Annotated in this window: 17 protein-coding genes, 1 tRNA gene and 1 pseudogene; 3 read left to right on the top strand and 16 right to left on the bottom strand. The window is 38.6% G+C overall.

Annotation, left to right across the window (positions count from 1 at the left end; all coding sequences use genetic code 11):
• Window positions 1-141: 141 nt before the first annotated feature.
• Both UCH001_RS13535 and UCH001_RS13530 read left to right on the top strand, forming a co-directional pair.
• A pseudogene (locus tag UCH001_RS13535) lies at window positions 142-432 on the top strand (methyl-accepting chemotaxis protein); the annotation flags it as partial.
• Window positions 433-513: 81 nt separating this feature from the next.
• Window positions 514-855: a CZB domain-containing protein gene (locus UCH001_RS13530; protein WP_371258011.1), complete on the top strand. Its 342-nt coding sequence runs from the start codon at window positions 514-516 to the stop codon at window positions 853-855.
• A 45-nt stretch (window positions 856-900) separates the two neighbouring features.
• Here the strand turns inward: UCH001_RS13530 and UCH001_RS02230 are convergent, their stop codons facing one another.
• From UCH001_RS02230 to UCH001_RS02205, 7 genes are all read right to left on the bottom strand, one after another.
• Window positions 901-2568: an ATP-binding protein gene (locus UCH001_RS02230; protein ID WP_067173770.1), complete on the bottom strand. Its 1668-nt coding sequence runs from the start codon at window positions 2566-2568 to the stop codon at window positions 901-903.
• Complete coding sequence (locus tag UCH001_RS02225; protein ID WP_067173767.1) at window positions 2565-4160, bottom strand: ABC transporter substrate-binding protein; 1596 nt, start codon at window positions 4158-4160, stop codon at window positions 2565-2567. The genes UCH001_RS02230 and UCH001_RS02225 overlap by 4 nt, the downstream gene beginning before the upstream one ends.
• Window position 4161: 1 nt before the next feature.
• Window positions 4162-5748 (bottom strand): ABC transporter substrate-binding protein, encoded by a 1587-nt coding sequence (locus UCH001_RS02220; protein ID WP_067173765.1) that lies wholly within the window; start codon window positions 5746-5748, stop codon window positions 4162-4164.
• Window positions 5738-5914 (bottom strand): winged helix-turn-helix domain-containing protein, encoded by a 177-nt coding sequence (locus tag UCH001_RS13245; protein WP_231963985.1) that lies wholly within the window; start codon window positions 5912-5914, stop codon window positions 5738-5740. Before UCH001_RS13245 ends, UCH001_RS02220 begins: the two co-directional genes overlap by 11 nt.
• A gap of 29 nt (window positions 5915-5943) precedes the next feature.
• Window positions 5944-6426: a response regulator gene (locus tag UCH001_RS02215; RefSeq protein WP_173636806.1), complete on the bottom strand. Its 483-nt coding sequence runs from the start codon at window positions 6424-6426 to the stop codon at window positions 5944-5946.
• 146 nt (window positions 6427-6572) lie between these two features.
• Complete coding sequence (locus tag UCH001_RS02210) at window positions 6573-7133, bottom strand: hypothetical protein (protein ID WP_067173762.1); 561 nt, start codon at window positions 7131-7133, stop codon at window positions 6573-6575.
• Window positions 7133-9679 carry a molybdopterin guanine dinucleotide-containing S/N-oxide reductase gene (locus tag UCH001_RS02205; RefSeq protein ID WP_082705647.1) on the bottom strand — a complete coding sequence of 849 codons (2547 nt, stop codon included), beginning with the start codon at window positions 9677-9679 and terminating at the stop codon, window positions 7133-7135. The genes UCH001_RS02210 and UCH001_RS02205 overlap by 1 nt, the downstream gene beginning before the upstream one ends.
• Before the next feature lie 286 nt (window positions 9680-9965).
• Here UCH001_RS02205 and UCH001_RS02200 point away from each other — a divergent pair, with 286 nt between their 5' ends.
• Complete coding sequence (locus tag UCH001_RS02200; RefSeq protein ID WP_067173759.1) at window positions 9966-11318, top strand: MATE family efflux transporter; 1353 nt, start codon at window positions 9966-9968, stop codon at window positions 11316-11318.
• Here the strand turns inward: UCH001_RS02200 and UCH001_RS02195 are convergent.
• From UCH001_RS02195 to rplJ, 9 genes are all read right to left on the bottom strand, one after another.
• Window positions 11294-12559, bottom strand: coding sequence for a nitroreductase family protein (locus UCH001_RS02195; protein WP_082705646.1), 1266 nt, complete (start codon window positions 12557-12559; stop codon window positions 11294-11296). The two genes, UCH001_RS02200 and UCH001_RS02195, sit on opposite strands and share 25 nt — an antisense overlap.
• Window positions 12560-12714: 155 nt before the next feature.
• Window positions 12715-12791, bottom strand: a tRNA-Arg gene (locus tag UCH001_RS02190).
• A 71-nt stretch (window positions 12792-12862) separates the two neighbouring features.
• Window positions 12863-14941 (bottom strand): elongation factor G, encoded by a 2079-nt coding sequence (gene fusA / locus UCH001_RS02185; protein ID WP_067173754.1) that lies wholly within the window; start codon window positions 14939-14941, stop codon window positions 12863-12865.
• Window positions 14942-15022: 81 nt separating this feature from the next.
• Window positions 15023-15493 carry a 30S ribosomal protein S7 gene (gene rpsG / locus UCH001_RS02180; protein ID WP_082705645.1) on the bottom strand — a complete coding sequence of 157 codons (471 nt, stop codon included), beginning with the start codon at window positions 15491-15493 and terminating at the stop codon, window positions 15023-15025.
• Window positions 15494-15566: 73 nt separating this feature from the next.
• Complete coding sequence (rpsL, locus tag UCH001_RS02175) at window positions 15567-15944, bottom strand: 30S ribosomal protein S12 (RefSeq protein ID WP_039672128.1); 378 nt, start codon at window positions 15942-15944, stop codon at window positions 15567-15569.
• A gap of 84 nt (window positions 15945-16028) precedes the next feature.
• Window positions 16029-20555 (bottom strand): DNA-directed RNA polymerase subunit beta', encoded by a 4527-nt coding sequence (gene rpoC, locus UCH001_RS02170; protein ID WP_067173752.1) that lies wholly within the window; start codon window positions 20553-20555, stop codon window positions 16029-16031.
• The gene (rpoB, locus tag UCH001_RS02165) at window positions 20533-24690 is read right to left on the bottom strand and encodes a DNA-directed RNA polymerase subunit beta (RefSeq protein WP_067173749.1); all 4158 of its coding nucleotides are present in this window, start codon (window positions 24688-24690) and stop codon (window positions 20533-20535) included. The genes rpoC and rpoB overlap by 23 nt, the downstream gene beginning before the upstream one ends.
• Window positions 24691-24828: 138 nt before the next feature.
• The gene (rplL, locus tag UCH001_RS02160; RefSeq protein WP_067173746.1) at window positions 24829-25203 is read right to left on the bottom strand and encodes a 50S ribosomal protein L7/L12; all 375 of its coding nucleotides are present in this window, start codon (window positions 25201-25203) and stop codon (window positions 24829-24831) included.
• A gap of 93 nt (window positions 25204-25296) precedes the next feature.
• The gene (gene rplJ / locus UCH001_RS02155) at window positions 25297-25779 is read right to left on the bottom strand and encodes a 50S ribosomal protein L10 (RefSeq protein ID WP_067173744.1); all 483 of its coding nucleotides are present in this window, start codon (window positions 25777-25779) and stop codon (window positions 25297-25299) included.
• Between the last annotated feature and the right edge of the window lie 117 nt (window positions 25780-25896).

Here is a 25896-nt window from a genome sequence, read left to right as displayed (position 1 = left end):
GCGCATGATGGCGAAATCTATGCGGAAGAGACAAAAGGAAGCTACCAAAATTTACGTGACACCATCAATAAGATTACGTCACTCGTTGAGTTCGTGAATCAAAATGAGCAAAGCATTGGTGTACTTGCACAACGTACACGTGACATTAGCAATGTAGTTGATATGATTAATGACATTGCCGATAAAACAAATCTTTTAGCCCTTAATGCCGCTATTGAAGCTGCACGTGCAGGTGAGCATGGACGTGGTTTTGCCGTTGTTGCTGATGAAGTACGAAAACTGGCTGAAACAACCCAAAAAGCAACCGCTGAAATTGCTATTTCGATTAAAATGCTTCAGCAAGAGACCTCAGGACTTGAGACCAACGCTGATGCGATGAAAGAAAATGCTGATGCTTCAACCACTACACTTGATAAACTCAGCACTACCTTTAATAGCCTGATTGAACATTCTAATACAACTTCAAATAATATCAATACCATTCAGCAAACAATCTTTATCACACTCGCGAAGATGAATCATGCTATCTTTAAATCAAATGCGTATAGCGCGGTTTATGTAAACGACAAAGAAGCAGCATTCCAAACCCATGAAACATGCAGTCTTGGAGAGTGGTACCAAAAAGATGGTCAGAAAATCTTTGGCGATACTCAAGGCTTTAAAGAGCTCTATAAACCACATGAAAGCTTCCATAGTCATGTACTTGAGGTTGCCAAACTCATTCGTTCTACCTCATCAAATCTGTTAGATGAAAAAGAATTGATTGTAAACTATTTTAAAGAAGTAGAAAAAGAGAGTAAAGTACTCTTTGTAACCTTAGATAAAATGATTGCGGAGAAAAACGCACAAGCTTAATGCTATGACATATGTAAGGGAACCCTTACATATGTCACTCTTCACTTACACACTCTGTTCTGGAACACTTGGCAATTTAATCGTAAAAAGAGCCCCTGAATTTGTATTTTTCACATTGATAATTCCGCCCATATTGTTCTCTATAATCATCTTCGTCATGTAAAGACCAATACCCGTTCCTTGCTTTGCATATTTGGTAGTAAAGTATGGCTCAAAAATGCGGTCCATATGCTCATTTGAAATTCCGCCACCATTGTCTTCTATTACAATGAGGATATATTTGTACCCTTTTTTAAGATACAAACGTATGAAAGGATTGCTAATTTCGCGCTCGCTTAGAACATCTTTAGCATTGGAGAGAATATTTAGAAGTGCTTGCGCAAATTCATTGGGATAACCATAAACTTCCATTTTCTCAGAAATATCAAATGAAAACTCAATGCCATGATACTTAAGTGATGCCTGCAAAATCGTAATAGAACGCTGACACGCCTCACTAATCTCAAAGACCTCTTTCTCTTTAGAAGGCTTAAAAAAGTTTTGAAAATCACTGATGGTTCCAGACATATAAGCATTGATTTTATTGCACTGTTGAATGCTCTCAACCAAAAATGCACCATCAAAATCTCCAAATTCATAACGCACCTGAATGTTCATCAAAACGGCACTCATTTCACCCAAAGGTTGCCTCCATTGATGGGCAATATTGCCGATCATTTCGCCCATACTTGCTAATTTACTTTGTTGAATAAGAAGCTTCTCTTGTTCTGTACGTTTGAGTATCTCTTCATTGATTTTTGACTCTAGGTTATCGATCATCTCATTAACCACATCTTTAAGAAGTTTAAGCTCGTGCGCTTGCGCTGTTGCATGCAAACGAGAAGAGAGTTTGCCTACTTTTAGATCATTCACCACACTAATCGCATCTTCAATAAAAACAATATCTTGCTCGATGTTTGCAGATGCTTTTGCAATATTGCGATTGAGCAGCTTTGCCATATCTTCAAGTTCATCCCTGCTTGAAAGCTCAATGGGCTTTGGTTGCGTATTTTTTGTCTCCAAATAACCAAAGAACTCTTTGAGCCCTTCTTGAAGTTTTAAAATAGAAGAAACGATATGACTGGAGAGTAAAAATCCAGCGACAAACACAACGGCCGAGAGCAACAATACTAAAACGGCAATCTCATACTTTAAGGCTTGCGCACTGGTTTTAATCTCTTCAAAATTTCGCTTGGTTTGATTCACGGCATCATGCTGAAGCTGTTTCAAGCGATTGAGCAGTTCATAATAACGCTCTCTTTCAACCGTATTGACATTCACAAATGCACCCTCTTCAAAACGTGCATTGAGATAACTTCGTGTCTTTTCTACCGCTTTGGCATACTGCGTCCAGACATCGTATGTCTTTTGGTCTAGCTTACTAAAGTGCTCTTCTAAAATTTGCATCTGCCCTGCAATATCCACCTCAATCGTTTTACGATAATCGTCATTGGGCGACATTACCAAAGAGAGGCTCATCTCACGTAGCATATTGGTCGGCTCAATGTAGTTCTCTTGTAGGTGTCGGGTGTTGAGAGAATTCTCAAAAATCGTTGTTGCATTGCTGATATTTTCTTGACTCAGTTTGAATGAGCGCTCAGCAAGAATGAGCATACCAATAAACGAAAAACTAAACAACAAAAAAAGTTTGTATTTGATCTGTATCTTTTTCATGGGAGTCGCTTTGGTAAAATAGGGATTTGTAACGCTTTAGGATAACCTTTCTCAGCTCTCACAGACCAGTGTTGATCTGTAATCATCGCCTTCCAAAAGGGCTGCATTCCAATGCCAAGTGGCTCAAACACAAGCTCTTTGTTCATTGCAAACACATTATGAGGGGTGGGTACAAAAAGCATATACGCCTCCTTCTTGGCACGCTCACGTATCTTTTCACACAAGGTATTAAATTCTGGGGTATTTTGTTCTAACCCAAAAAACTCTGAAATGTACGATTGCATCAAAGCATCATCTCGCACAAAACTCCAAGGGTTTCCCTCTTGATAATTAAAAAATGTAAGCCACGGATGTCTTCCATACCAATCCACCGTGTTTTGGCTTAAGATATCCCAGTCTTGAACGGTATCATTGTTAGACAACAAAAGATCATACACCATCTTCTCATCCGATGTGGTCGTATAGTGTAAAGTCACGTTGTAATGGGAGAGTTGATACTCAATGCCTTTCCACAAAAAGAGAAGCGAATCTTGTGTAACAACTTTAAAATGCTTATTATTTAGTGCTTCAAAAACCTCATCCGAACTCAAATGACACTCTTGTGTTTGCAACGCCTCTTTATTGAGCGAACCTTCTTGTTTATAGGTAAAGGTTAAAAGGTTGTGTTGATTAAGCGCACAGTTAAGAGCTTGCCTGACTTTTTTATCAAATACAGGCGAGTCTTTTTTGATGAGATTGAAGTAGAGTGTAAAGTTATTGGTTGAAGGTAAAACAACCAATTTTGAGTATGGTGAGAGCATCGTTTCTATTTTTTTATTAAACGGTATCGGCATAAAATCAAGTGCACCCTCATGCTCTGTCATCATTTTAAGCGCTTCATCTGTTTCTAGTTGGGTATAAAGCGTAATGGTTTCTATTTTGGGGTACCCCTTTTCCCAATAATGAGGATTTGCTTTTAAAATCACTTGCGGTGTCTGCTTTCGCCCTGTGATGACACCCTCGACTAAAACATAAGGCCCTAAGCCATAAGGTCCTGCTTCTTCGATGTTAGGGCCTGTGGCAGACCCTCTCCATGCAAATTTTTTCAAATACGCTTCGGTATAGAAATTGATTCGCGCGAGATCGCGAAAGAGCATTCCATAGGCTTTATAAAGCTCTATACGTATCTTATACTCAGAGAGTTTTGTCACCCCCTTGAGGCGATTTTTAATATCGGTGTAATTAATTGGCTGAGCCATAAAATAATGAAAATTATTGATGACCGCATCGGCATTAAAGGCTGTTCCATCTTGAAATTTAACCCCTTGGCGTAAATCACATTCATACATAGTGGCACTTTTTTTCTCACACTGTGTTGCGAGTGAATATTCCCAACCTTGTTCATTATCTGCAAGTCGCACCAACCCCTCATTGATAAGACGTGAGACACTCACGTAAGGCATCGCAGGTAAAAAAATGTTGATATGAGAGCGTGGATCTCTCTTGTGTAATGCTCTTTGCGCACTGTCATCTTCGCGGTATTGATCCACACTTGCCATCACGGTACATACACAACTAATGTATCCCATGAGCAGTAGTTTTTTCCAGAACATTTTAAGGCAACCGTTTTGGTAAAATAGGAATTTGAAGCTCTTTAGGATAAGGCTTCTCTCCCCTAATTGACCAATGCTGATCAGTAATCTTAGCTTTCCAAAAAGGCTGCATCCCAATACCCAGTGGTTCGAACACTAGCTCTTTGTTCATTGCAAAAACGGCATTGGGAGTTGGGACAAAAAGCATATACGCCTCCTCTTTCGCACGCGCTTTAATAAGCGCACTCAGCTCTAAAAATTTGGGGTCATCTTGTTCGACAAGAAAAAATTGTTCGATGTACGATTGCATCAAAGCATCACCTTGCACAAAACTCCAAGGATTACCCTCTTGATAACGAATAAAAATAGGCCATGGATGCCTTCCATAATAATCTTGTGTTCCTTGTATCAGCATGTCCCAATTTTGTACACGGGTATGATTTTGCTGTACCAAATCGTAAATCTCTTTTTCGCTGTTGGTAATACTATACTCAAAGGTGACATCGTAATGAGAAAGCTGATATTCAATCCCTTTCCATAAAAAAAGAAGCGAATCTTGTGTTACAACATTCAATTTCAAACCGCGCAGAAGCTTTTCAATCGCTTCATGCTCAAGTAAGCACCTATTTTCTTCAAGTGCACTTGAGTTTAGTGCACCCTCTTTTTTATAGGTAAAATCCAGTAAATTTTTTTGATTGAGAACACAATTGAGTGCTTGTCTGACCTCTTTTTTGGAAACTGCTGAGTCTTTTTTGAGTAAATTAAAATAGATCGTAAAATTGTTCGTTGAAGGCATTGAGATTAATTTCGCATAAGGAGAGAGCATCGTCTCTATCTTTTTATTGAAAGGGATTTGCATAAAATCAAGCCCACCATCTTTAAAAAGAGCCAATTCTAGGGCTTCTTGCGTATCTAATTCCGTATAAAATGTAATCGTCTCAATACTAGGAATGCCCTCTTCCCAATAATAAGGATTAGCTTTTAAAATGACTTCTGGCGTCTGTTTTCTTCCTGTCACAATGCCTTCAGTCAAAATGTAAGGTCCAAGCCCATAAGGTCCTGCACTTTTGATATTTGCTCCCGTATCTGCTCCGCCCCAACCAAACTCTTTTAAGTAGGCTTCCGAATAGACATAAATACGGGCAAGATCACGAAAGAGCATACCATAGGGTTTGTGCAGATGCAAACGAATTTTATAATCCGAAATTTTTTCAATTGATTTCAGTGAGTTGTGAATATTGGTGTAATTAAAAGGTTGGCGTATAAAATAGTTAAAATTGTGTATGACCGAATCGGCATTAAAAGGCGTTCCATCTTGAAACCGTACATTACGACGCAACTCAAACTCATAGAGTATGGGTGAGAGTTTGACACTGGATGTTGCAAGTGAATACTCCCAACCTTGTTCGTTTTCCGCTAATCTCACAAGCCCTTCATTTACCAAACGTGAAACGTAGTTGTATGGCATGGAGGGTAAAAAAACTTTGATATGCGACCTTGGGTCTCGTACCTGTAAAGCCTTCGTAGAGCTTTCATCCACACGATACTCAGGCGTATTGGCTGCGTACAGTACGAATGTTAAACAAAGCCATAGCAAGCTATGCTTCAAAACTGTATCCCGTTTGTGAATGGTTTTTAATAAAGTGATTGTTTTTTAATTTTCTACGTAGCGTTTTTACGAGCGTTCTGAGTGCTGCAATACTCATAAATTCTTCTTTCCATACACTCATCTCAATCTCTTCATAACTGACAATGAGGCGTTTTTTGCGTAACAGTAACTCTAAAAAATCAGCTTCTTTGTGTGTCAGTTCAATTTCGTTACCATCTTCATGAATGATAAGTTTGTTTTAAAATCAAATTTGCATCCACCGCACTCAAAAAAAAGCGTTCTATCAGATTCTATCTCTTCGATACAAAGTCTAAGTGCACTTAAAAGCTCATCAAGTGCAACAGGTTTGATAAGATATTTTTCAATTTTTAATTCAATGGCGCTCAACAAATACTCTTTATCCGTATGTGCCGTAATCATCAAAATAGGCGTTTTTTTATCGGTTTTACGAATTTCTTTAACCATATAAAGCCCATCTTTTACAGGCATTCTAAGGTCTGTTAAGATAATATCAGGGCGCTGTTCATCATAAAGAGAAAGTCCCTCTTCCCCATTACGTGCCTCAATAACCTCTTTTAGATAGTACGAGAGTGTATTTGCCATGGGTTTGCGAATGCCATCTTCATCTTCAGCATACAAGAGTCGTAATGATTTGAGTTTTTCCATCCAAAGTTCCATTATCATCCTTTAAAAATGACTTCGACTATGAAGATTTTAGCCAATTTTATCTTTTTGCATATTGAGTCACTATAGCGACAAAAAATGAGTTAAAAATGAGGTGAGAAGCTCCCTTCACCTAAAAAATGAGGTGAAGGGAAAAGCGGTTACTTGTAGTTTTGCAAGTATTTTTCAATGCTCTGTTTTTCAGGCTTTGAGAGTCCTGCTTGTGCACCCATTGCTTCTAGGATGCTTGGCCATACATTAGCATCAAATTCTGTTTCAGGATGCAAAGCATGACAGGTACTGCATTTGGCTTGGAAAAGTGTTTTACCATCAGCTAACACTTTATTTTTATCGCTGTTGAGGGCATCACTTTTTACAAAGCCCTTCACAGATACATTGATCCATACACTACCGTATTCATCAGTTTTTTTACCTAAAACCTTCAATGCACCAGGATTACTTGCTTCAAAGCCTATGATAAGCATACCTGCTTTTTCATACACAACGCTACTACCTTCAGGGACAAATCCTACAAATTCAACTTCACTAAAAGAGCCTTTTTGTGAAAGCTCTTTGACTTCTGAAGCGATGATCAGCTCACCAAGAGCTGATCCTTCGCTTGCCTCTGCATAAAGAGGTGCATTTTTATTTAGAAATGTACCACTCGCTGCAAACATCATTGTTGCGGCACACAGTGGTGCTAGTACGTGAAACAATCGCATTAGATACCTTTAATTTTTGGCGCTTTAAAAATTCCAATCTCTGGAACTTCGCCTTTGAATTTTTCAATCTCAACCAACGCCGTTGCTTGGTTGCCTTGTGCAAGTTCAGATGTTCCTACATCTGGGATAAGCACGTTAACATCTCCGTGACGACACAATGTACCCACTTTGCCTGGCTCTGCTGGGTCATACCATGCACCCTCTTGCATTCTAACAACACCTTGCATGACCGCTTCAGTGACAACAGCACCCGCAAGAACTTGTCCACGTTTGTTGAAGACTCTTACAATATCACCATTTTGAATGCCACGTTTTGCAGCATCTTTTGGATGCATCCAAATTGGCTCTCTGCCATCCACTTCTTCAAGATCACGAATCCATGTGTTGTTAAGTTGTGAGTGAAGGCGGTATTTTGGATGTGGAGAGATTAAGTTCAGAGGGAACTCTTTCGCCACAGAACTTCCCAACCATTCCATTGGTTCAAACCACATTGGATGACCTTTACACTCTTTGTAGTTATAGCCTGCAATTTTTTTAGAGAAAATTTCGATTTTACCAGATGGTGTGCCAAGACGGTTGACTACAGGATTTTGTCTAAATTTACCATGTTTAACAAATTTTTTCGCACTCTCAGGTGTTTCAAATTTGACAAAACCTTTCTCCCAAAACTCTTTAAATGGAAGCATTTTAACGCCTGATTTGGTAGCTTTGGTGTATGACTCTTCGTAGAAAGACTCAACCCACTCCATCTTCGTTTTACCTTCAGTAAAGGCAAGCACTTCATTGGCGCCAAAACGTCTTAGAATGTTTACAAAAATATCAAAATCATCAGTTGCTTCACCCACTGGTTTTACGACTTGTTTCATTGCAAAAATATAGCTATTGGAGTGAGATTTTGTAATGTCATTGCGTTCTTGCTCAGTGGTTGCTGGAAGGACAATGTCTGCCATACGTGCGGTTGCTGTCCAGAAACACTCGTTTACAACAAATGTATCGAGTTTTTGCCATGCTTTCACCATACGGTTTCTGTCTTGGTGATGGTGGAAAGGATTGCCACCTGCCCAATATGCCATTTTAATATCTGGGTATTTATATGCTTTACCATCAAAGTTATACTCTTTGCCTGGGTTTTCTAAACATTCAACGATACGAGATACAGGGATGACATTGATTTTTCTTTGTTTCCATGGTCCGTCAATTTTTGAGTTGATACTAATACCAGAAAGTCCCGGAGAAGCCGCTACATTCTCAGCATCTGCCACTGCACCTACAGAACCATTGAGTGGTTTATCGCTGAGTGCATTACCTGTTGCAGCAGCAGGCATTGGAACACCACCATCTGAGTAGTGATAGTTCATACCATAACCTCCACCAGGAAGGCCTACTTGACCGATCATACTTGCAAGCGTAATCAACATCCAGTTTGGTTGCTCGCCATGGTGTGCTCTTTGTGTGCCCCAACCACCCATAAGCATGGTGCGTTTAGAAACAAATTCTTTCGCTAACATTTTGATGACATCTTCTGGAACACCACAAATTTTTGATGCCCAAGCAGGTGTTTTGGCAACCATATCTTCGCTCTCACCAACAAGGTATTTTCTAAACTCTTCAAAACCTGTAGTGTATTTGTCAACAAATTCTTTACTGTAAAGGTTTTCAGTAAAGAGATAGTTTGCCATACCTAACATCATCGCAACATCTGTGGTTGGACGAATTTGGATATGCTCTGCACCAAAATACATACCGGTGTTGTTATACACTGGATCAATAATATAAAACTTGATATTGCGTTTTTTAGCTGCTTCTTTGAGCTCTTTCATGTAAGTGTACGATTGGTGATCTGGCACACCCCATGCGATTTGGTTTGTATTAATTGGATCAGCTCCCCAAAATACAATACACTCAGAGTTTTCGATAATGACAGGATATACTGTAGCAGGTGCTGTAGATTCATCGGTTCCTGTAACATACGGAGTAATTTGACGAATGGCATGGGTTGAATACGTACATGTACGTGAAGTGTAACCACCTGCAATGCCCAACATTCTACCTAGAAGTGCTTGTGGGTTATTGAGGCTTCCTACACAGAACCATCCATAACTTCCACCATACACAGAGTCTGCACCATAGTTTTTATACACACGCTTAAGTTCATTCGCAATCAAATCATATGCTGTCTCCCAAGAAACACGAACAAATTTATCGCTTCCACGTTTTGTTTTGTCGCTTTTATAGCCATTTTTCAAATAACTCTCACGAACACATGGGTACATAATGCGATCTTTAGCATACGTTCGAGCTGCTAAACCTTCAATGAGCGTTACAGGATGCTCATCTCCCTCAAACGGTGTTACGCTTTCAAAACGTGAATTACGTGTATGTGTAACGACTGCACCAAAGTGCGATGCACTAAAGCTTTTTTCATTGTCATTGAGTAGTGACTCACCCACCAAAGGGATTGCTTCTGCATTAATAGTTGCAACAGCTGCGCCAGCTGCGGCTCCACCTACTTTAAGAAACGATCTTCTATCCATTTTCTTTGTCATTATGTACTCCTTAGATTGAACATTTTTTTCATAGCAAACGACAAAACTTAAATAAAAGTTACATTTAGTCTGTAATTTTTATTTTTATAAATGAAGCTTAACGAAAAAAAATGAGTAATTAATGAGTGTTTTTTTCATAAAATGAGAGAAAATTTCCCCTATAAAATACATTATTTTCAACTATTTTTGCATACAAAAGACACCATTCTTAGTTCTAAAATATGTCTCTAAAAAAAGAGTTTTTTTAAAGCATTAAGTCGTTATGATAAAATTAAAAAGAGCCTATATGGATTCGACATCACTTATCAATCAACCTATCCCTTCTTTACTCAGGCAACTTTCGATTCCATCAAGCCTTGGTATGCTTTTTAACACGCTCTATAATATTGTCGATACCTATTATGCAGGGCTTATCTCAACAGAAGCATTAGCTGCACTCTCTGCTTCATCTTTTCTTTTTTTCTTTGTCATAGGTCTTGCATATGGTGGAACCAGTGCACTCACGGCACTGATAGGTCATGCGTATGGGAAACAGCATTTTTTCCTTGCAAGCCTTATTGCTCAAAAAGGTGTTGCATTGATTATTGGCGTAGGAATGGTTTTAGGGCTACTAGGATTTTTTTGCGCCTCAGATTTACTACATCTCATTGGAACGACAGAACGCTACCATGCGCTTGCACTCTCTTTTATTGAAGTGATTTTGCTAGGGGCAGCCCTCTTCTTCGCCAATTTTGCACTCAATAGTGTTCTCGTTGCGACAGGTGATACCAAGAGTTATCGTAACACACTTATTTTTGGCTTTTTTGCCAATATTGCACTCAATCCACTCTTTATCTATGGATGGGGATTCATCCCGGCTATGGGTATTGCAGGTATTGCTTTTGCAACTGTTTTAGTGCAAGCCATCAATGCGGCTTATTTGCTCTATAAAAGCTTACAAACAGGACTGATTCGTTTTAACTGTAAAGAACAGTATTATCCTGATTGGCGTATCTATAAAGAATTCATTTCACAAGCGACACCTCCAGGGCTCAATATGTTGATGATGTCCTTTGGCTCACTGATAGCGCTTCATTTTGTTACTACGTATGGTTATCAAGCAGTAGCAGGATATGGCATTGGATACAGAGTTGAACAATTAATGCTTCTTCCAGCCCTTGGCATTAGCAGTGCCGTACTTAGTTTGGTTTCAAACAACAAAGGAGCAGGAAAATATGAACGTGTCCGTCAAACACTTTTTTATGCGCTCGCGTATGGCTATACGATCAGCATTGTGGGTATGGCGATTTTATGGATTTTGGGGGCATGGTTAGTAGCACAATTTGATTCCAACAATGAGGTTATCCAATACGGTACAATCTACATTTATGTGATGCTTTTTCTCTTCTGTGGTTATGTAACACATTTTGCGTGCGTAGCAACATTGCAAGGAATTAAGAAGCCAACGATGATTTTCTACGTAGGCTTTTTTCGCCAAATCTTAGCACCTAGCATTGTGTATACACTGATTGTCTCTTATTTTCAACTCTCTTTTGTGTGGATGTGGGTTGGGCTTGGATGCATCGTATACAGTTCAGCTCTTTTTTTACTCTACTATACCTATAAAAAGCTGCCTCAGCGCCCTATGGCTAATGCGTAAAGTACCATGCCATCACTTGCTAAAAATTCAGCAACTTCTTCATCATAATACGCACCGATGCCACTGCAACCAAAACCAAGGTACTCACTGATAAGATAAAGTCGATGACCTATAATGCCTGCTTTTTGAACCATCGCTTGATAGTTTTTATCATCGTTTCCTACCAAAAAGAATGTCACACCACTTTGAGCACCTAATGCTTGCTCTAAACAAAGATATCCTGCTTTGCGTGCAAAATTGCTACTTTGTAGATAGACACCTTCTTTGTATACTCCTTGCCACATTCCTTCTACTCGATTGATAATCGCATAAATATCAATCTTTACATCACAGTCTGAAGGGATAGGCTCATTGATGAAATCCATTACCTGTTCAAACTCTTCTTTTGAAAGAGACTTTTGGCTAAATTCACGAATGGAACGACGCTTCCAAATGGCATGTTTAAAGCGTGTATCATCTAAACGAAAAGAAGGCATAATTATCTGTTTTTCTAAAGAGAGTTCACACGTTGATAAATAGGTCTTTTCAATGAGATTATTTGCTTCAAATACACCCGTACCATCTACATAAGGTACTTGCATGAGTGCGGCATCACATGTTTCATCTATTTCACTACCCACAATAACAGATGAGAGAAAAAATTCTTCTGTGCCAAAATGAAAGAGTTTATTCAACGCTTTTTTGTCTATATCATAGCAAATGCGATACTTTTTTTTGTAAACAAAACATGATGCTTCAACGGTACCTAACATATGCCCTGTATCGTGTAAACAATACCTAAAAGCGCGATCACGGTATTTCCATGATGAACGGTAGTAAAGTGCTGAAAAGAGAAAAATAAAACCATTTATTTTCTGTGAATGTAAATAACACTCTATGCCTTCATCTTGTTTCAAAGCATAGAGCAATACAAGAGCTGACTCATAAGGGCAAAGATGGTAAATTGCATCTTCGAACCCCTCAACGCTTCGTATCTGTATATACACTTCAGTAGGGTACAAAGCCCCAGCGCTAGGATTGGTACGCAAAGCATAAGTCACGCCTGGATAGCTTTTTTGTGCAGTGATACCTCCAATAAGAGAAAGAAATTGATGATGAGGGTTTTGTGGTTCGAGTTTAATGCGTTGAAGTTCTTCAGGATATATCTTAAATTGATTAGGCTGGTGCTCCCAATCCATAAAATGAGACGAGTTGCGCACAGAGAAATAACTGTGCATTGTTTGAGCATGGTATGGTAACATCATCTCCTCCTTTGCTGTATCCTACACCTTAATCTCTATAGTTCCCTTTAGCTATCTTTTTTAATCATATAAAAAAAGCACCATTAAAAATTTTGAATCATTGAGAGTATAAAAAGCCAGATGTTAGCATACATTGGAAGGATGAATAACAGAGGTGGTGTCCCCAGCGCGATTCGAACGCACGGCCTTCAAATTAGGAATTTGATGCTCTATCCTGCTGAGCTATGGGGACAAATCGAAAAAATGAAGTAAAAAAAAAGCCGAATGTGCAAAAAACACATTCGGCTTCACTAAAATGGCGTATTAGCCGTTACGTTTTTTAATAATCTCTTCTGCAACGTTTCTTGGAACTTCATCATAGTGATCAAATTCCATAGAGTAAGAAGCACGACCTTGTGTTTGAGAACGAAGATCTGTAGAGTAACCGAACATTTCAGCCAATGGGCAGAATGCGTTAACAATTTTGTTACCACTTCTGTCATCCATAGAGTTGATTTGTCCACGTCTTCTGTTAAGATCGCCGATAACATCACCCATAAAGTCTTCTGGAGTCTCAACTTCAACTTTCATGATTGGCTCAAGAATAACTGGTTTCGCTTTTCTTGCACCCTCTTTGAAGCCCATAGAAGCAGCAAGTTTAAATGCCATCTCAGATGAGTCAACCTCATGGTAGCTTCCATCATAAAGTGTAACTTTAACGTCTTCCACTTTATAACCTGCAAGAACACCACTTTGAAGTGCTTCTTTGATACCTTTATCAACAGCTGGAATGTATTCTTTTGGAACCGCACCACCTTTGATATCGTTAACAAATTCATAACCTGCACCTGGCTCTTGTGGCTCAAGTTTAAGATAAACGTGACCGTATTGACCACGACCACCAGATTGTTTTGCGTATTTGTACTCTTGGTTAACAGAGGCACGGATTGTCTCACGGTAAGCAACTTGTGGTTGACCAACTTCAGCACTTACTTTAAACTCTCTAAGCATACGATCAACAAGAATTTCTAGGTGAAGCTCACCCATACCAGAAATAATAGTTTGACCACTCTCTTCATCAGTCTCAACTCTAAAGCTTGGATCTTCTTGAGCAAGTTTTTGAAGTGCAATGCCCATTTTCTCTTGGTCAGCTTTTGTTTTTGGCTCAACTGCAACAGAGATAACTGGATCTGGGAATACCATTCTCTCTAGAATTACAGGATCTTTTTCGCTAGCAAGTGTATCACCTGTTAGTGTATCTTTAAGACCTACAACCGCACCAATTTCACCTGCATGAAGAACTTTAATCTCTTCACGTTTGTTAGCATGCATTTTTAAGAGACGACCAATTCTCTCTTTTTTATCTTTTGTTGTGTTGTATGCATAACTTCCGCTCTCAAGGATACCACGGTATACACGAACGAATGTTAATTGTCCAACGAATGGATCGGTCATAATTTTAAACGCAAGAGCAGCAAATTCGCCATCATCTGTTGAATCAACAACACACTCACGTCCGTCTTCGTACTCACCTTTAATTGCGTGTACTTCAGTTGGAGCTGGCATATAGTCAACAACAGCATCCAACATTGGTTGAACACCTTTGTTTTTAAATGATGTTCCACAAATCATAGGGATGAATGTCATTGCTAGACATCCTGCTTTAATACCTGCTTTGATCTCTTCTTTTGTAAGTTCTTCACCGCCAAGATATTTTTCCATTAAAGCATCGCTAGTTTCAGAAACTGCTTCTACCATTTTCTCACGGTATTCTTTTGCTTTATCCATAAGCTCAGCTGGAATATCAACTACTTGGTAGTTTGAACCCATTGCAGCGTCGTCATCCCAAATAAGTGCTCTCATCTCAACGAGATCAACAACACCTTTGAAGGTATCTTCTGCACCAATAGGAATTTGAATTGGCACTGGATTCGCTTTTAGACGAGTTTTAATTTGTGATTCAACGTTATAGAAGTTTGCACCAATACGGTCCATTTTATTAACATAAACCATTCTTGGAACTTGGTAACGATTTGCTTGTCTCCAAACAGTCTCAGATTGTGGTTGAACGCCACCAACAGCACAAAATACTGCTACAGCGCCATCAAGAACACGCATAGAACGCTCAACTTCAATGGTGAAGTCAACGTGGCCCGGAGTGTCGATGATGTTAATTTGGTGATCTTTCCATGTACAAGTTGTTGCAGCAGAAGTAATGGTAATACCTCTTTCTTTCTCTTGCTCCATCCAGTCCATTGTTGCAGCACCATCATGTACCTCACCAATTTTGTGAGAGATACCAGTGTAAAAAAGGATTCTTTCTGTTGTAGTGGTTTTACCTGCATCAATGTGCGCAGCAATACCGATGTTTCTAACCATTTCAATAGGGGTATTTCTTGCCATTATAATTTCCTTGTTATATTAGGAGTGTAAGTTCATGAAGAAGGAATGAACATCGCATAGACGAACATTCCTAACATCATTTTACCAGCGATAGTGAGCAAACGCTTTGTTTGCTTCTGCCATTTTATAAGTATCTTCTTTCTTCTTAAAGGTAGCGCCTCTACTATTAGCCGCATCTAAAAGTTCATTTGCCAACCTCTCGATCATTGTTCTCTCACTTCTTTTACGTGAATAAGAAACCAACCATCTAAGAGCCAATGCTTGTTGACGAGCTGCTCTAACTTCTACTGGAACTTGGTATGTTGCTCCACCTACACGTCTACTTTTTACTTCCATAACTGGTTTTACATTATCGATAGCTGCATTAAAAATCTCAATACCTTTTAGGGTTCCACTTCTTTTTTCTGCTAACTCTAATGCACCATAAAATACTTTAGTAGCAACACTTTTTTTTCCATCGAGCATCAACGCATTGATAAACTTTGTGATAATCTTGCTATTGTAGATTGGATCTGGTAATACTTCTCTTACGGGAGCTTTTCTTCTTCTCATTATATTTCCTTCAAATTTGTTAAAAATTTTACTCAAATGATGTCAAAACAACGGACATCACCTGCTGTTAAATTTATTTAGCTTTTGGTCTTTTTGTACCGTATTTACTTCTAGACACCGTTCTTTTTGCAACACCTGAAGTATCAAGCGCACCACGTACGATATGGTACTTAACACCTGGTAAGTCTTTTACCCTTCCGCCACGTACTAAAACAATAGAGTGTTCTTGAAGGTTATGTCCTTCGCCACCGATGTAGCTAATGACTTCGAAGCCGCTTGTCAATTTGACTTTGGCAACTTTTCTAAGCGCTGAGTTAGGTTTTTTTGGAGTCGTAGTATAAACTCTGGTGCAAACGCCTCTTCTTTGAGGACATTTTGCCATCGCAGGTGATTTCGACTTTTTAATTACCTTTTTTCTCTCATTTCTGACGAGTTGGTTAATGGTTGGCACATTATTTCCTTTATTTTGTAAAAAATAGGTGCTAATTTTATTTAAAAATAGCTTAAAAAAAGGTTAAGTTAAGGGAACCTTAACTTAACCTCTACTTGGGTTTAACTCAATATTAAAGTTTTTGTTCTGATAGAGACCTGTTCCTACTGGAATCATACGTCCTAAAATAACGTTTTCTTTAAGGTCTTCAAGAAGATCCATCTTACCTGCAATACTTGCTTCTGTAAGTACTTTTGTTGTCTCTTGGAACGATGCAGCAGAGATAACACTATCACTACCAATCGCAGCACGAGTAACACCAAGAAGTGTCGGTTCAGCGATTGCTGGCTGACCACCCATCTTCATGACGGCTTCATTCTCTTCTCTAAATCTTCTACGGCTTACTAAGTCACCCATAATGAACTTAGTATCACCACTATCAACAATTCTTACTTGACGTAGCATTTGAGAAACGATAACCTCAATGTGTTTATCGTTAATCGCAACACCTTGTCCGCGGTAAACTTGTTGAATTTCACTAATCAAATAATAATGAAGTGCTTTCTCACCCATAATACGTAGAATATCATGGCTTGAAATAACTCCATCAGTAAGTCTCTCACCTGCGTGAACAAACTCGCCTGGTTGAACGTGAATTTGTGTATTTTTATCAACTAAATACTCTACACTTGTACCATCATTTGCTTCAATGATAATACGCTCTTTTGAACGTAATGGTTTACCAAAACGAATGGTTCCATCAATCTCAGCAATCACTGTTGCATTTTTAGGGCGACGTGCCTCAAAAAGCTCACTAATACGTGGAAGACCACCGGTAATATCTTTCGATTTTGCAATCGCTTTTGGTGTTCTACCAATAAGATCTGCTAAGCCAACTGTTGCGCCATTTTGGACGAAAATCGCTGTTTTTGGCTCTAATTGGTACTTAATAATCTCACCATTTTTATTAGCAATGATAATAGTTGGTTTCATGCCGCTTGGTAAGTATTCGTTAATAACAAGTCTACTTTGACCTGTCATATCATCAAACTGCTCTGTTGCACTGATACCTGGCTCAATATCTTCAAACGTAATTGAACCCGCATCTTCAGCAATAATTGGTGTTGAATACGGATCCCACTCAGCAATTGTGATTTGCTCACTTGTTGATGGGTATGCAAGCAAGGTTTTTGAGTCAACCATACTGTTGTCATTTACGTCGATAATAGAATCTCTTGGGATATAGTGACGAATCGCCTCTCTATCATCATCATCTGCCACAACAGCAAAGATACCTTTTTCTTTAACGATATGACCTTTTTCAATATCATGGATACGCTCTAAGTAATCTCCACGAAGTTTATAGTACTTCACAAGACCTTTTGCATCTGCATGAATTTTTTGAATAATCGGCTCACCATTTTTAACTTTGAGTTCACTCGCATAAGGAATACGGCTTGGAACATTCCAACCCTCTTTAATAACCTCTACGATACTCTCATTCATCTCAACAACATCGCCACTCACGTAAGGAATGTAGAATTTACCCTCGATTTTACCGCTAACACCTGCAAGCTCATTTGGCTTAGCAAAGTCACTCTTACGAAGGGTATAACGTACATTCTCACCTGCTGCACCACTAAGAGTAATTGCTGTCTCTTCGTGTGCTGTATCGATTTCAATTGTACCTTTAAATGGTGCTTTAATCTTTGGCTCAACCAATAAAACAGCAGCATTTCTACGGTTAGCTACGATGTTTTTACCCTCTTTAGTTGCATACGTTTTTACATTGTAATAACGAATAAAACCTTCTTTTTGAGCAATAACTTGACGATCTTGAGACTCAGTTGATGCCGTACCACCGATGTGGAATGTACGAAGTGTCAACTGTGTACCTGGCTCACCAATAGACTGTGCTGAAATAATACCAACTGCTTCACCTGGACGAACCAATGTTCCTTCAGCAAGGTTAGTACCATAACATTTTGCACAAACGCCTTTTTTAGCTTTACATGTAATTGGTGTACGAATAACAACAGATTTAATGCTTGCTTCTTTAAGGGCTTGAGCGCTTTTCTCATCAATAAGGGTTCCCTCAGTGAAAAGAACTTCATTGGTAATCGTATCGATAACATCTTCTGCTAAAACACGACCTGTTGCACGCTCATAGAGTGATTCTACAAGCTCACCGCTCTCACTGATTTCTGTGATTTCAACACCTTCGTGTGTACCACAATCATCCATCGTAACTTTAACGTTTTGCGCAACGTCGATCAGTTTACGTGTTAAGTAACCCGCATTCGCTGTTTTAAGAGCGGTATCAGCTAAACCTTTACGAGCACCGTGCGTCGAAATAAAGTACTCAAGAACATTTAGACCTTCACGGAAGTTAGAGATAATTGGAGTCTCAATAATACTTCCATCTGGTTTTGCCATAAGACCCCTCATACCTGCTAGCTGACGAATCTGTGCCGCAGAACCACGCGCTCCAGAGTCTGCCATCATGTAAATAGAGTTGAAGCCGCCTTTATGACTTTCTGTAAGCTTCATCATTTCAGAAGCTACGTCGTTGTTTGTATCGGTCCAAATATCAATAATTTTGTTATAACGCTCTTGCTCAGTTAAAAGACCTGAACTGAACTGTTTTTGGATCTCACGTACTTTTTTCTTCGCTTCTTTAATCTTTTTCACTTTTGCTTCAGGAACACGAATATCGTCGATTGAAACAGAAATACCTGCTTGAGTTGCGTATTTAAAACCAAGATTTTTGAGGTTATCCAAGAATCCTGCGGTAACACCAATACCACCCTCTTTAAAGATATGATCTACCAATCCACCGATGTTTTTCTTTTTCAAGACTCTGTTCCATAACTCTTCAGGAACGAAATCTGGCAAGATCGATTTTAAAATTAAACGACCTGCAGTCGTGAACAGTACTCTATCATTGATACGTGTCTTAATTTTTGCGTGAATATCTAAGAATCCTGCATCAATCGCAATATGTACTTCATTAATGTTTGCAAAGATTTTATTTGAACCTTTTGCATTTGGCTTCTCTAGTGTTAAGTAGTAAAGACCCAAAACCATATCTTGTGTTGGAACGGTTACCGCTTTTCCAGAAGCTGGAAGCAAGATGTTCATAGAACTAAGCATCAAAATTTTACATTCAGCAATCGCCTCTTGTGATAATGGAACGTGAACCGCCATCTGGTCACCGTCGAAGTCCGCGTTGAACGCAGAACAAACGAGTGGATGCAAACGAATCGCTTTTCCATCAATCAAAACAGGGTGGAACGCCTGAATTGAGAGTTTGTGAAGTGTCGGTGCACGGTTAAGCATAACCGGATGACCTTTAACAACTTCTGCTAAACACTCCCAAACTTCATTGGTTTTCATGTCGATCATTTTCTTAGCTTGTTTAACCGTTGTAGCATAGCCTTTTTCTTCAAGGCGTGCTAACAAGTGTGGTTTGAAAAGCTCCAATGCCATCTGTTTTGGAAGACCACATTGATCCATTCTAAGGTTCGGTCCAACAACGATAACGGAACGGCCTGAGAAGTCAACCCTTTTTCCAAGTAGGTTCTGACGGAAACGTCCTTGCTTACCTTTAATAATTTCAGAAAGCGATTTTAAAGGACGTTTATTTGCACCTTTAACCGCATTTGCTCTACGACCATTATCAAATAACGCATCAACTGCTTCTTGAAGCATACGTTTTTCGTTACGAATAATAATTTCAGGAGCATCAAGTTCCATCAAACGTTTCAAACGTGCATTTCTGTTAATAACACGACGATACAAGTCATTGACGTCACTTACTGCAAATTTACCGCCATCAAGCGCAACCAATGGTCTTAAATCTGGTGGTAATACAGGAAGCATCGTAATCATCATCCACTCAGGGCGATTGCCGCTGTTAAGGAATGCTTCAACAACTTTTAAACGTTTAACAATGGTTTTTTTCTTTGCTTCTGAGCTGGTTTGATTAATTTCATCTTTAAGCTGTCCAAGAACTTCAACAAGATCAATACTCGCCAATAGGTCACGAATAACTTCACCACCCATTTTAGCTACAAAGCCTGTATCACCAAAACGTTGTTGTAATGATTGATACTGCTCTTCATTGAGAACATCATACGCTACAACTTTATTTTTGTTTTCAGCATCATAGAAAGCATCGCCTGCTTGTTCAACAATGTATGCTTCATAATAAAGTACGCGCTCAAGATCTTTCATCTTAACGCCAAGAAGTGTTCCCACACGGCTTGGAAGTGAGTTAACATACCAAATGTGCGCTACTGGAGTCACAAGTTCAATGTGACCCATACGTGAACGTCTTACTTTTGTGCTCGTTACTTCAACACCACATTTTTCACATTTGATGCCTTTGTAGCGCATCTTTTTATATTTTCCGCACAGACATTCATAATCTCTGACGGGTCCAAAGATTTTTGCACAAAAAAGACCGTCACGCTCAGGTTTGAGCGTACGATAATTAATGGTTTCTGGCTTTTTGACCTCACCATAACTCCATGAGCGAATCTTCTCAGGGCTTGCAAGTCTTAATTGGAAAGCTTGAAAGTCTCTTGGACGGCTCTCTTCGTGAATCTCAATTGGTTCTAGTCGTTTCATCTTCTTCCACCTCGTCATAAATCTCAACATCTAAAGCCAAAGACTTCAACTCGTTTGTTAAAACATAGAATGTTTCAGGGATACCTGTTTGTGGTACATTTTCGCCTCTTGTGAGTGCTTTGTACGCTAGGATTCTTCCTTCAACGTCGTCTGATTTGACTGTTAACATTTCTCTTAGGGTATGAGCAGCACCGTATGCCTCAAGCGCCCAAACCTCCATCTCACCAAATCTTTGTCCACCGAAGAGTGCTTTACCACCCACTGGTTGTTGTGTGACAAGTGAGTATGGTCCTGTACTTCTTGCGTGAACTTTTTCATCAACTAAGTGGTGGAGTTTTAACATATACATGTAACCCACGTTGACTTTTTCATGCATTTTTTGACCTGTCATACCATCATATAACTCTGTCTTTCCATCCATATCAATTTTTGCCATTTCAAAGAGTTTTTCAAACTCTTCAACATTCACACCCTCAAAAATTGGAGTTGCAAATTTAACGCCTTTGCTCCAATCTCTTGCATAAACTAGTAATTGTTCGTCATTTAAGGTATCAATGAAATTCTTAGCATCCATCAGTTTTGCAACTTCAGCAATACTAATCATTTTTTCACGAAGTGATTTAATCCAATCACCTTGTTTCTCTTTGAAAATTTCTTCAATTTGTGTACCTAAACGTTTACCAACAAGTCCTAAGTGAACCTCAAGAATTTGTCCGATGTTCATACGACTCGGAACGCCCAGTGGGTTCAGTACGATGTCTACGATCTCACCGTTTTTAAGGTAAGGCATATCTACTTCACGAACGATATTTGAAACGATACCTTTATTTCCGTGACGTCCAGCCATTTTATCACCGACTTTTAACTTACGTTTTGTAGCAACATACACTTTTACAAGTTTGACGACGCCACTTGGTAAGATATCGTCTTTCTCGATGATATTAAGCTTCTCATCGTGTTCTTCTTTAAGTTTTTTCTTCTCATTCTGGAAGTAAACTTTAAGATCTTTGTACTCGTCTTGAATTTCGTTTGAAAACGCTTTAACAATAGAGTTAATAGAGAAACGATTAACATTGTGAAGATCTTCAGCTTTAATAAAGTCACCTTTTTTATAGCTGTTTTTGCTAATCTCTTGATCTTCTTGTAATGGATTTTTAAGAAGCAACGCATTAATACGTAACATCTCTTCTCTATCTAACATTAAAAGTTTATCATGGTGTTCACGATCCAAAATCTCTTTTTCTTGCTCATATGCTTGAACAGCTCGTGGATCTTTGTCATAACCTTTTTTCGTAAAGATTTTAACATCAACAACGATACCCTCTAATGAAGGTGTCGCATAGAGTGATTTATTGACAACGTGTCCTGCTTTCTCACCAAAAATAGCACGAAGGAGTCTTTCTTCAGGAGTTGGTTTTACTTCACCTTTTGGAGATACTTTACCAACAAGAATCATTCCTGGAGTAATATATGTACCTACTTTAACAATACCACTGTCATCAAGATGAGCTAACTCTTCTTCTTTAACGTTTGGAATATCTTTAGTGATCTCTTCAACACCATCTTTTAATTCACGTGCTTCAATCTCTTTTTCATAAATATGAACACTGGTAAATGCATCTTCACGAATCATACGCTCTGAAATTACAATCGCATCTTCGTAGTTATAACCATTCCAAGGCATAAATGCAACCATTGCATTCTTACCGATAGCAAGTTCACCTTGATCCATACTTGGCCCATCTGCTAAAACAGTACCTGCATCAACAACGTCACCTTTTTTAACAATAACTTTTTGTGTAAAGGTTGTGTTTTGGTTTGTTCTAAGATTTTTTTGAAGTGCATAATGATCTATAAATGCACCACCTTCATCTTCACCTAGAATGTAAACATTTTTGTTATCGACTTTTTCAACAACACCTGCACGTTTTGCCTTAATTGCTTCCCATGAGTCACGAGCGGCAATTTTCTCAACACCTGTTCCTACGATTGGTGCATCAGATTTAACAAGAGGTACTGCTTGACGTTGCATGTTTGAACCCATAAGTGCACGGTTCGCATCGTCGTGTTCCAAGAATGGAATGAGTGACGCGGCAACACCCGCAATCATCATAGAAGAAAGGTCAATTAAGTCAACTTTTTCTTTTTCAATTAGAACTGTTTCACCGTCAACACGTACCTCAATCAAGTCTTCAACAATCTCATTGTTTTCATTGACTTTTGTACTTGCAGGAGCAATAACTAAGCCCTCTTCTTGTGTCGCTGTAATGTAAACAATCTCGTCAGTAATTTTTGCATTCTCAACCTTACGGTATGGTGCTTCAACAAAACCTAAATCATTTACTTTTGCATACATTGAAAGCGTGTTGATCAAACCAATGTTTTGACCCTCTGGTGTTTCAACAGGACAAATACGACCATAGTGTGTTGGGTGAACGTCACGCACTTCAAAGCCCGCACGTTCTTTTACAAGACCGCCCTCACCAAGTGCTGAAAGTCTTCTTTTATGTGTAATTTCACTCAGTGGGTTTGTTTGATCCATAAACTGAGATAACTGACCACTTGAGAAAAATTCTGCAATAGCAGATGTAATCATCTTAGAGTTAATTAAATCATGTGGCATCAACTCTTCAACACTACCGCTAAGCGCTGTAAATTTATCACGAATTGCTTTTTGCATTTTAATCAAACCAGCATGAAGCTCATTCGCTAACAACTCACCGATTGCTCTAATTCTTCTGTTACCTAAGTGATCTCTATCATCGATATGACCTTGACCATTTTTAACTTTGATCAAATACTTCGCTGTTTTGATAATATCTTCACTGGTCATAATGGTGACGTATTCAGGTACAGAGAGGCCTAACTTATGATTCATTTTCATACGACCAACTTTTGTTAAATCGTAACGCTCAGAATTAAAGAATAGATCTTTTACGAAAAGTTTTGCTGCTTCTTTTGTAACAGGCTCACCTGGTCTCATAACTTTGTAAATACGAATAGCTGCTAAATCGTTTTCATCTTCAATACTTTCTGTTTGGCGAAGCAATTTAAGTGTTTCGTTATCAGCGATAAATGAGTTGATAATAGCATCATCCACACCACTTGCAAGATCATTCGCAATTTCAATTACTTCACATTTTTGTTCAATAATTTTTGCTAATTTTCCTTCATCAAGCTGTGTAAGGGTATCGTATAGAACTTCACCACTCTCTTGATCGATAATTGGAGAAGAAAGGAAACGGTTTACTAAAATTTCAACAGGGTACTCGATAAACTTGACACCATCTTCAATAAATTTTTCTGCTTTTTTACGAGCAAGGCGTTTGCCTGCTGCTAAAAGAAGGTTACCATGTTCATCTTTTAGGTCAAAGTCAACACGACCTAAGAAATTATCTGCTGAGAATTCAATGAGGAATTTGTTCTCACGAATCATTATATTGAGCACTGGGTAAAAAAGTTTTAAGATATCTTGTTTGCTGTATCCAAGTGCACGGAATAGAATCGTAATAGGAACTTTTCTACGTTTATTAATTCTCACGAAAAGTGTATCTTTTGCATCGTACTCAAAGTACAACCAAGAACCACGATCAGGAATAATTTGAGCATTATAGATCAATTTGTTAGCAACCGTTGGGCTCTCTTCTTCTTTAAAGATAACACCAGGGCTTCTATGAAGCTGATTAACAACAACTCTTTCAACACCGTTAATGATGAACGAAGTTCTATCAGTCATTAATGGAATTTCACGAATAAAAATGGCTTGTTCTTTAATATCTTTTACACCCGTTTTTTCACCGGATTTTTCATCTTTATCCCAAAGGATAAGACGAATGTTCATTTTCAAGCTGACAGAATACGTAAGTCCACGTTCCATACATTCGCGGACAGTATATCTAGGTTTGCCTACTTCCGATCCGACATATTCTAAAGTAAGTCTATTTTGAGGATCGTGAATAGGAAAAATAGATTTAAAAACCTTCTCTACACCACTCTCTTCTTTGAGATTTTCAACATTTAAAAACTGTTCATAACTCTTTTGTTGAAGTTGGAGTAGATTTGGTACATCGATTTTTTTTGGGACTTTGGAAAAATCAACTCGTAAGCGATTTCCAGATTTTAGGCTATTTAACATGAGTCTACCTCGTGTAGTTGTTTGAAAAGGGCAGTGGGTTCATCTATCTCGTTTGATAGACGTTGTAACGACTAATAATTAATTTCCAGGGAAAAAGTTTTAAAAGAGAGACCCAAGGTCTCTCTAAAAGTAAAAAAATTACTTGATTTCAGCGACAGCGCCAGCTTCTTCAAGTTTCTTTTTGATCTCTTCAGCAAGTTGTTTAGATACACCCTCTTTAATTGTTGTAGGAGCGCCTTCAACTGCATCTTTAGCCTCTTTAAGACCAAGACCTGTGATCTCTCTAACAACTTTAATAGCATTGATTTTTTTATCGCCACCATCTTTAAGGATAACGTCAAACTCAGTTTTCTCTTCTGCAGCTTCTGTAGCAACAGCAGCACCAGCGCCAGCTACCATAACTGGAGCAGCAGATACACCAAATTTTTCTTCGAAATCTTTTACAAGTTCACTCAATTCAAGTACACTAAGACCTGAAATATACTCTAATACGTCTTGTTTTGAAATTGCCATTTCAAATCTCCTGATTATTTTATAGTTATAATGATTTTACAAGAGTCTTGCTCTTGCACCTTACATGTAAGACTAGAGCCTTACAAACACGCTTTATTCAGACTCTTGTTTTTTAGCACGAAGTGCATCAAGACCAATGGTAAAGTTTGTAATTGGTGCCATCCAAGTTGATAGAAGCATTCCAATAAGCTCATTACGTGATGGCATTTTAGAAAGTGCTTCAACTTTAGCAGCATCAACCACAACACCACCAGCAAAACCAGATTTAATTACAAAATTTGGATTTGTTTTGGCGAACGTAGCGACAACTTTAGTAACCGCTAACTGATCTGCGCCCCAAACAAAAATGTTTGTGTCTTTAAGTTCAAGACCTTCGATACCAGCGTTTGTCATAGCAATTGATGCCAAAGTATTTTTAATAACTTTAACACTAACAGCTTCTGGTCTAGCACTATTTCTAAGTGCTTCGATCGCTTTAACATTAAGACCTTTATAGTCACAAACAATTAAACCGTCGGAAGATTTAAACTCTTCAGTTAGAGAACTAATAAATTCAGCTTTCTCTGTTCTTGTCAATTTTTCTCCTTTCCAACTGGTGATTTCAAGTAGAGATGATTGATATCAAATTAAGCTTGCGCCTCTACTCTCTCCAATCAAAGATTAAGTACTTACATTTAACGTCATAAAATAAAT

It is taken from the genome of Sulfurospirillum sp. UCH001, assembly GCF_001548035.1.
Taxonomy (GTDB): Bacteria; Campylobacterota; Campylobacteria; order Campylobacterales; family Sulfurospirillaceae; genus Sulfurospirillum.
The sequence above is the reverse complement of the archived record's forward strand: the minus strand, read 5'-3'. Positions and strand labels throughout refer to the sequence as shown.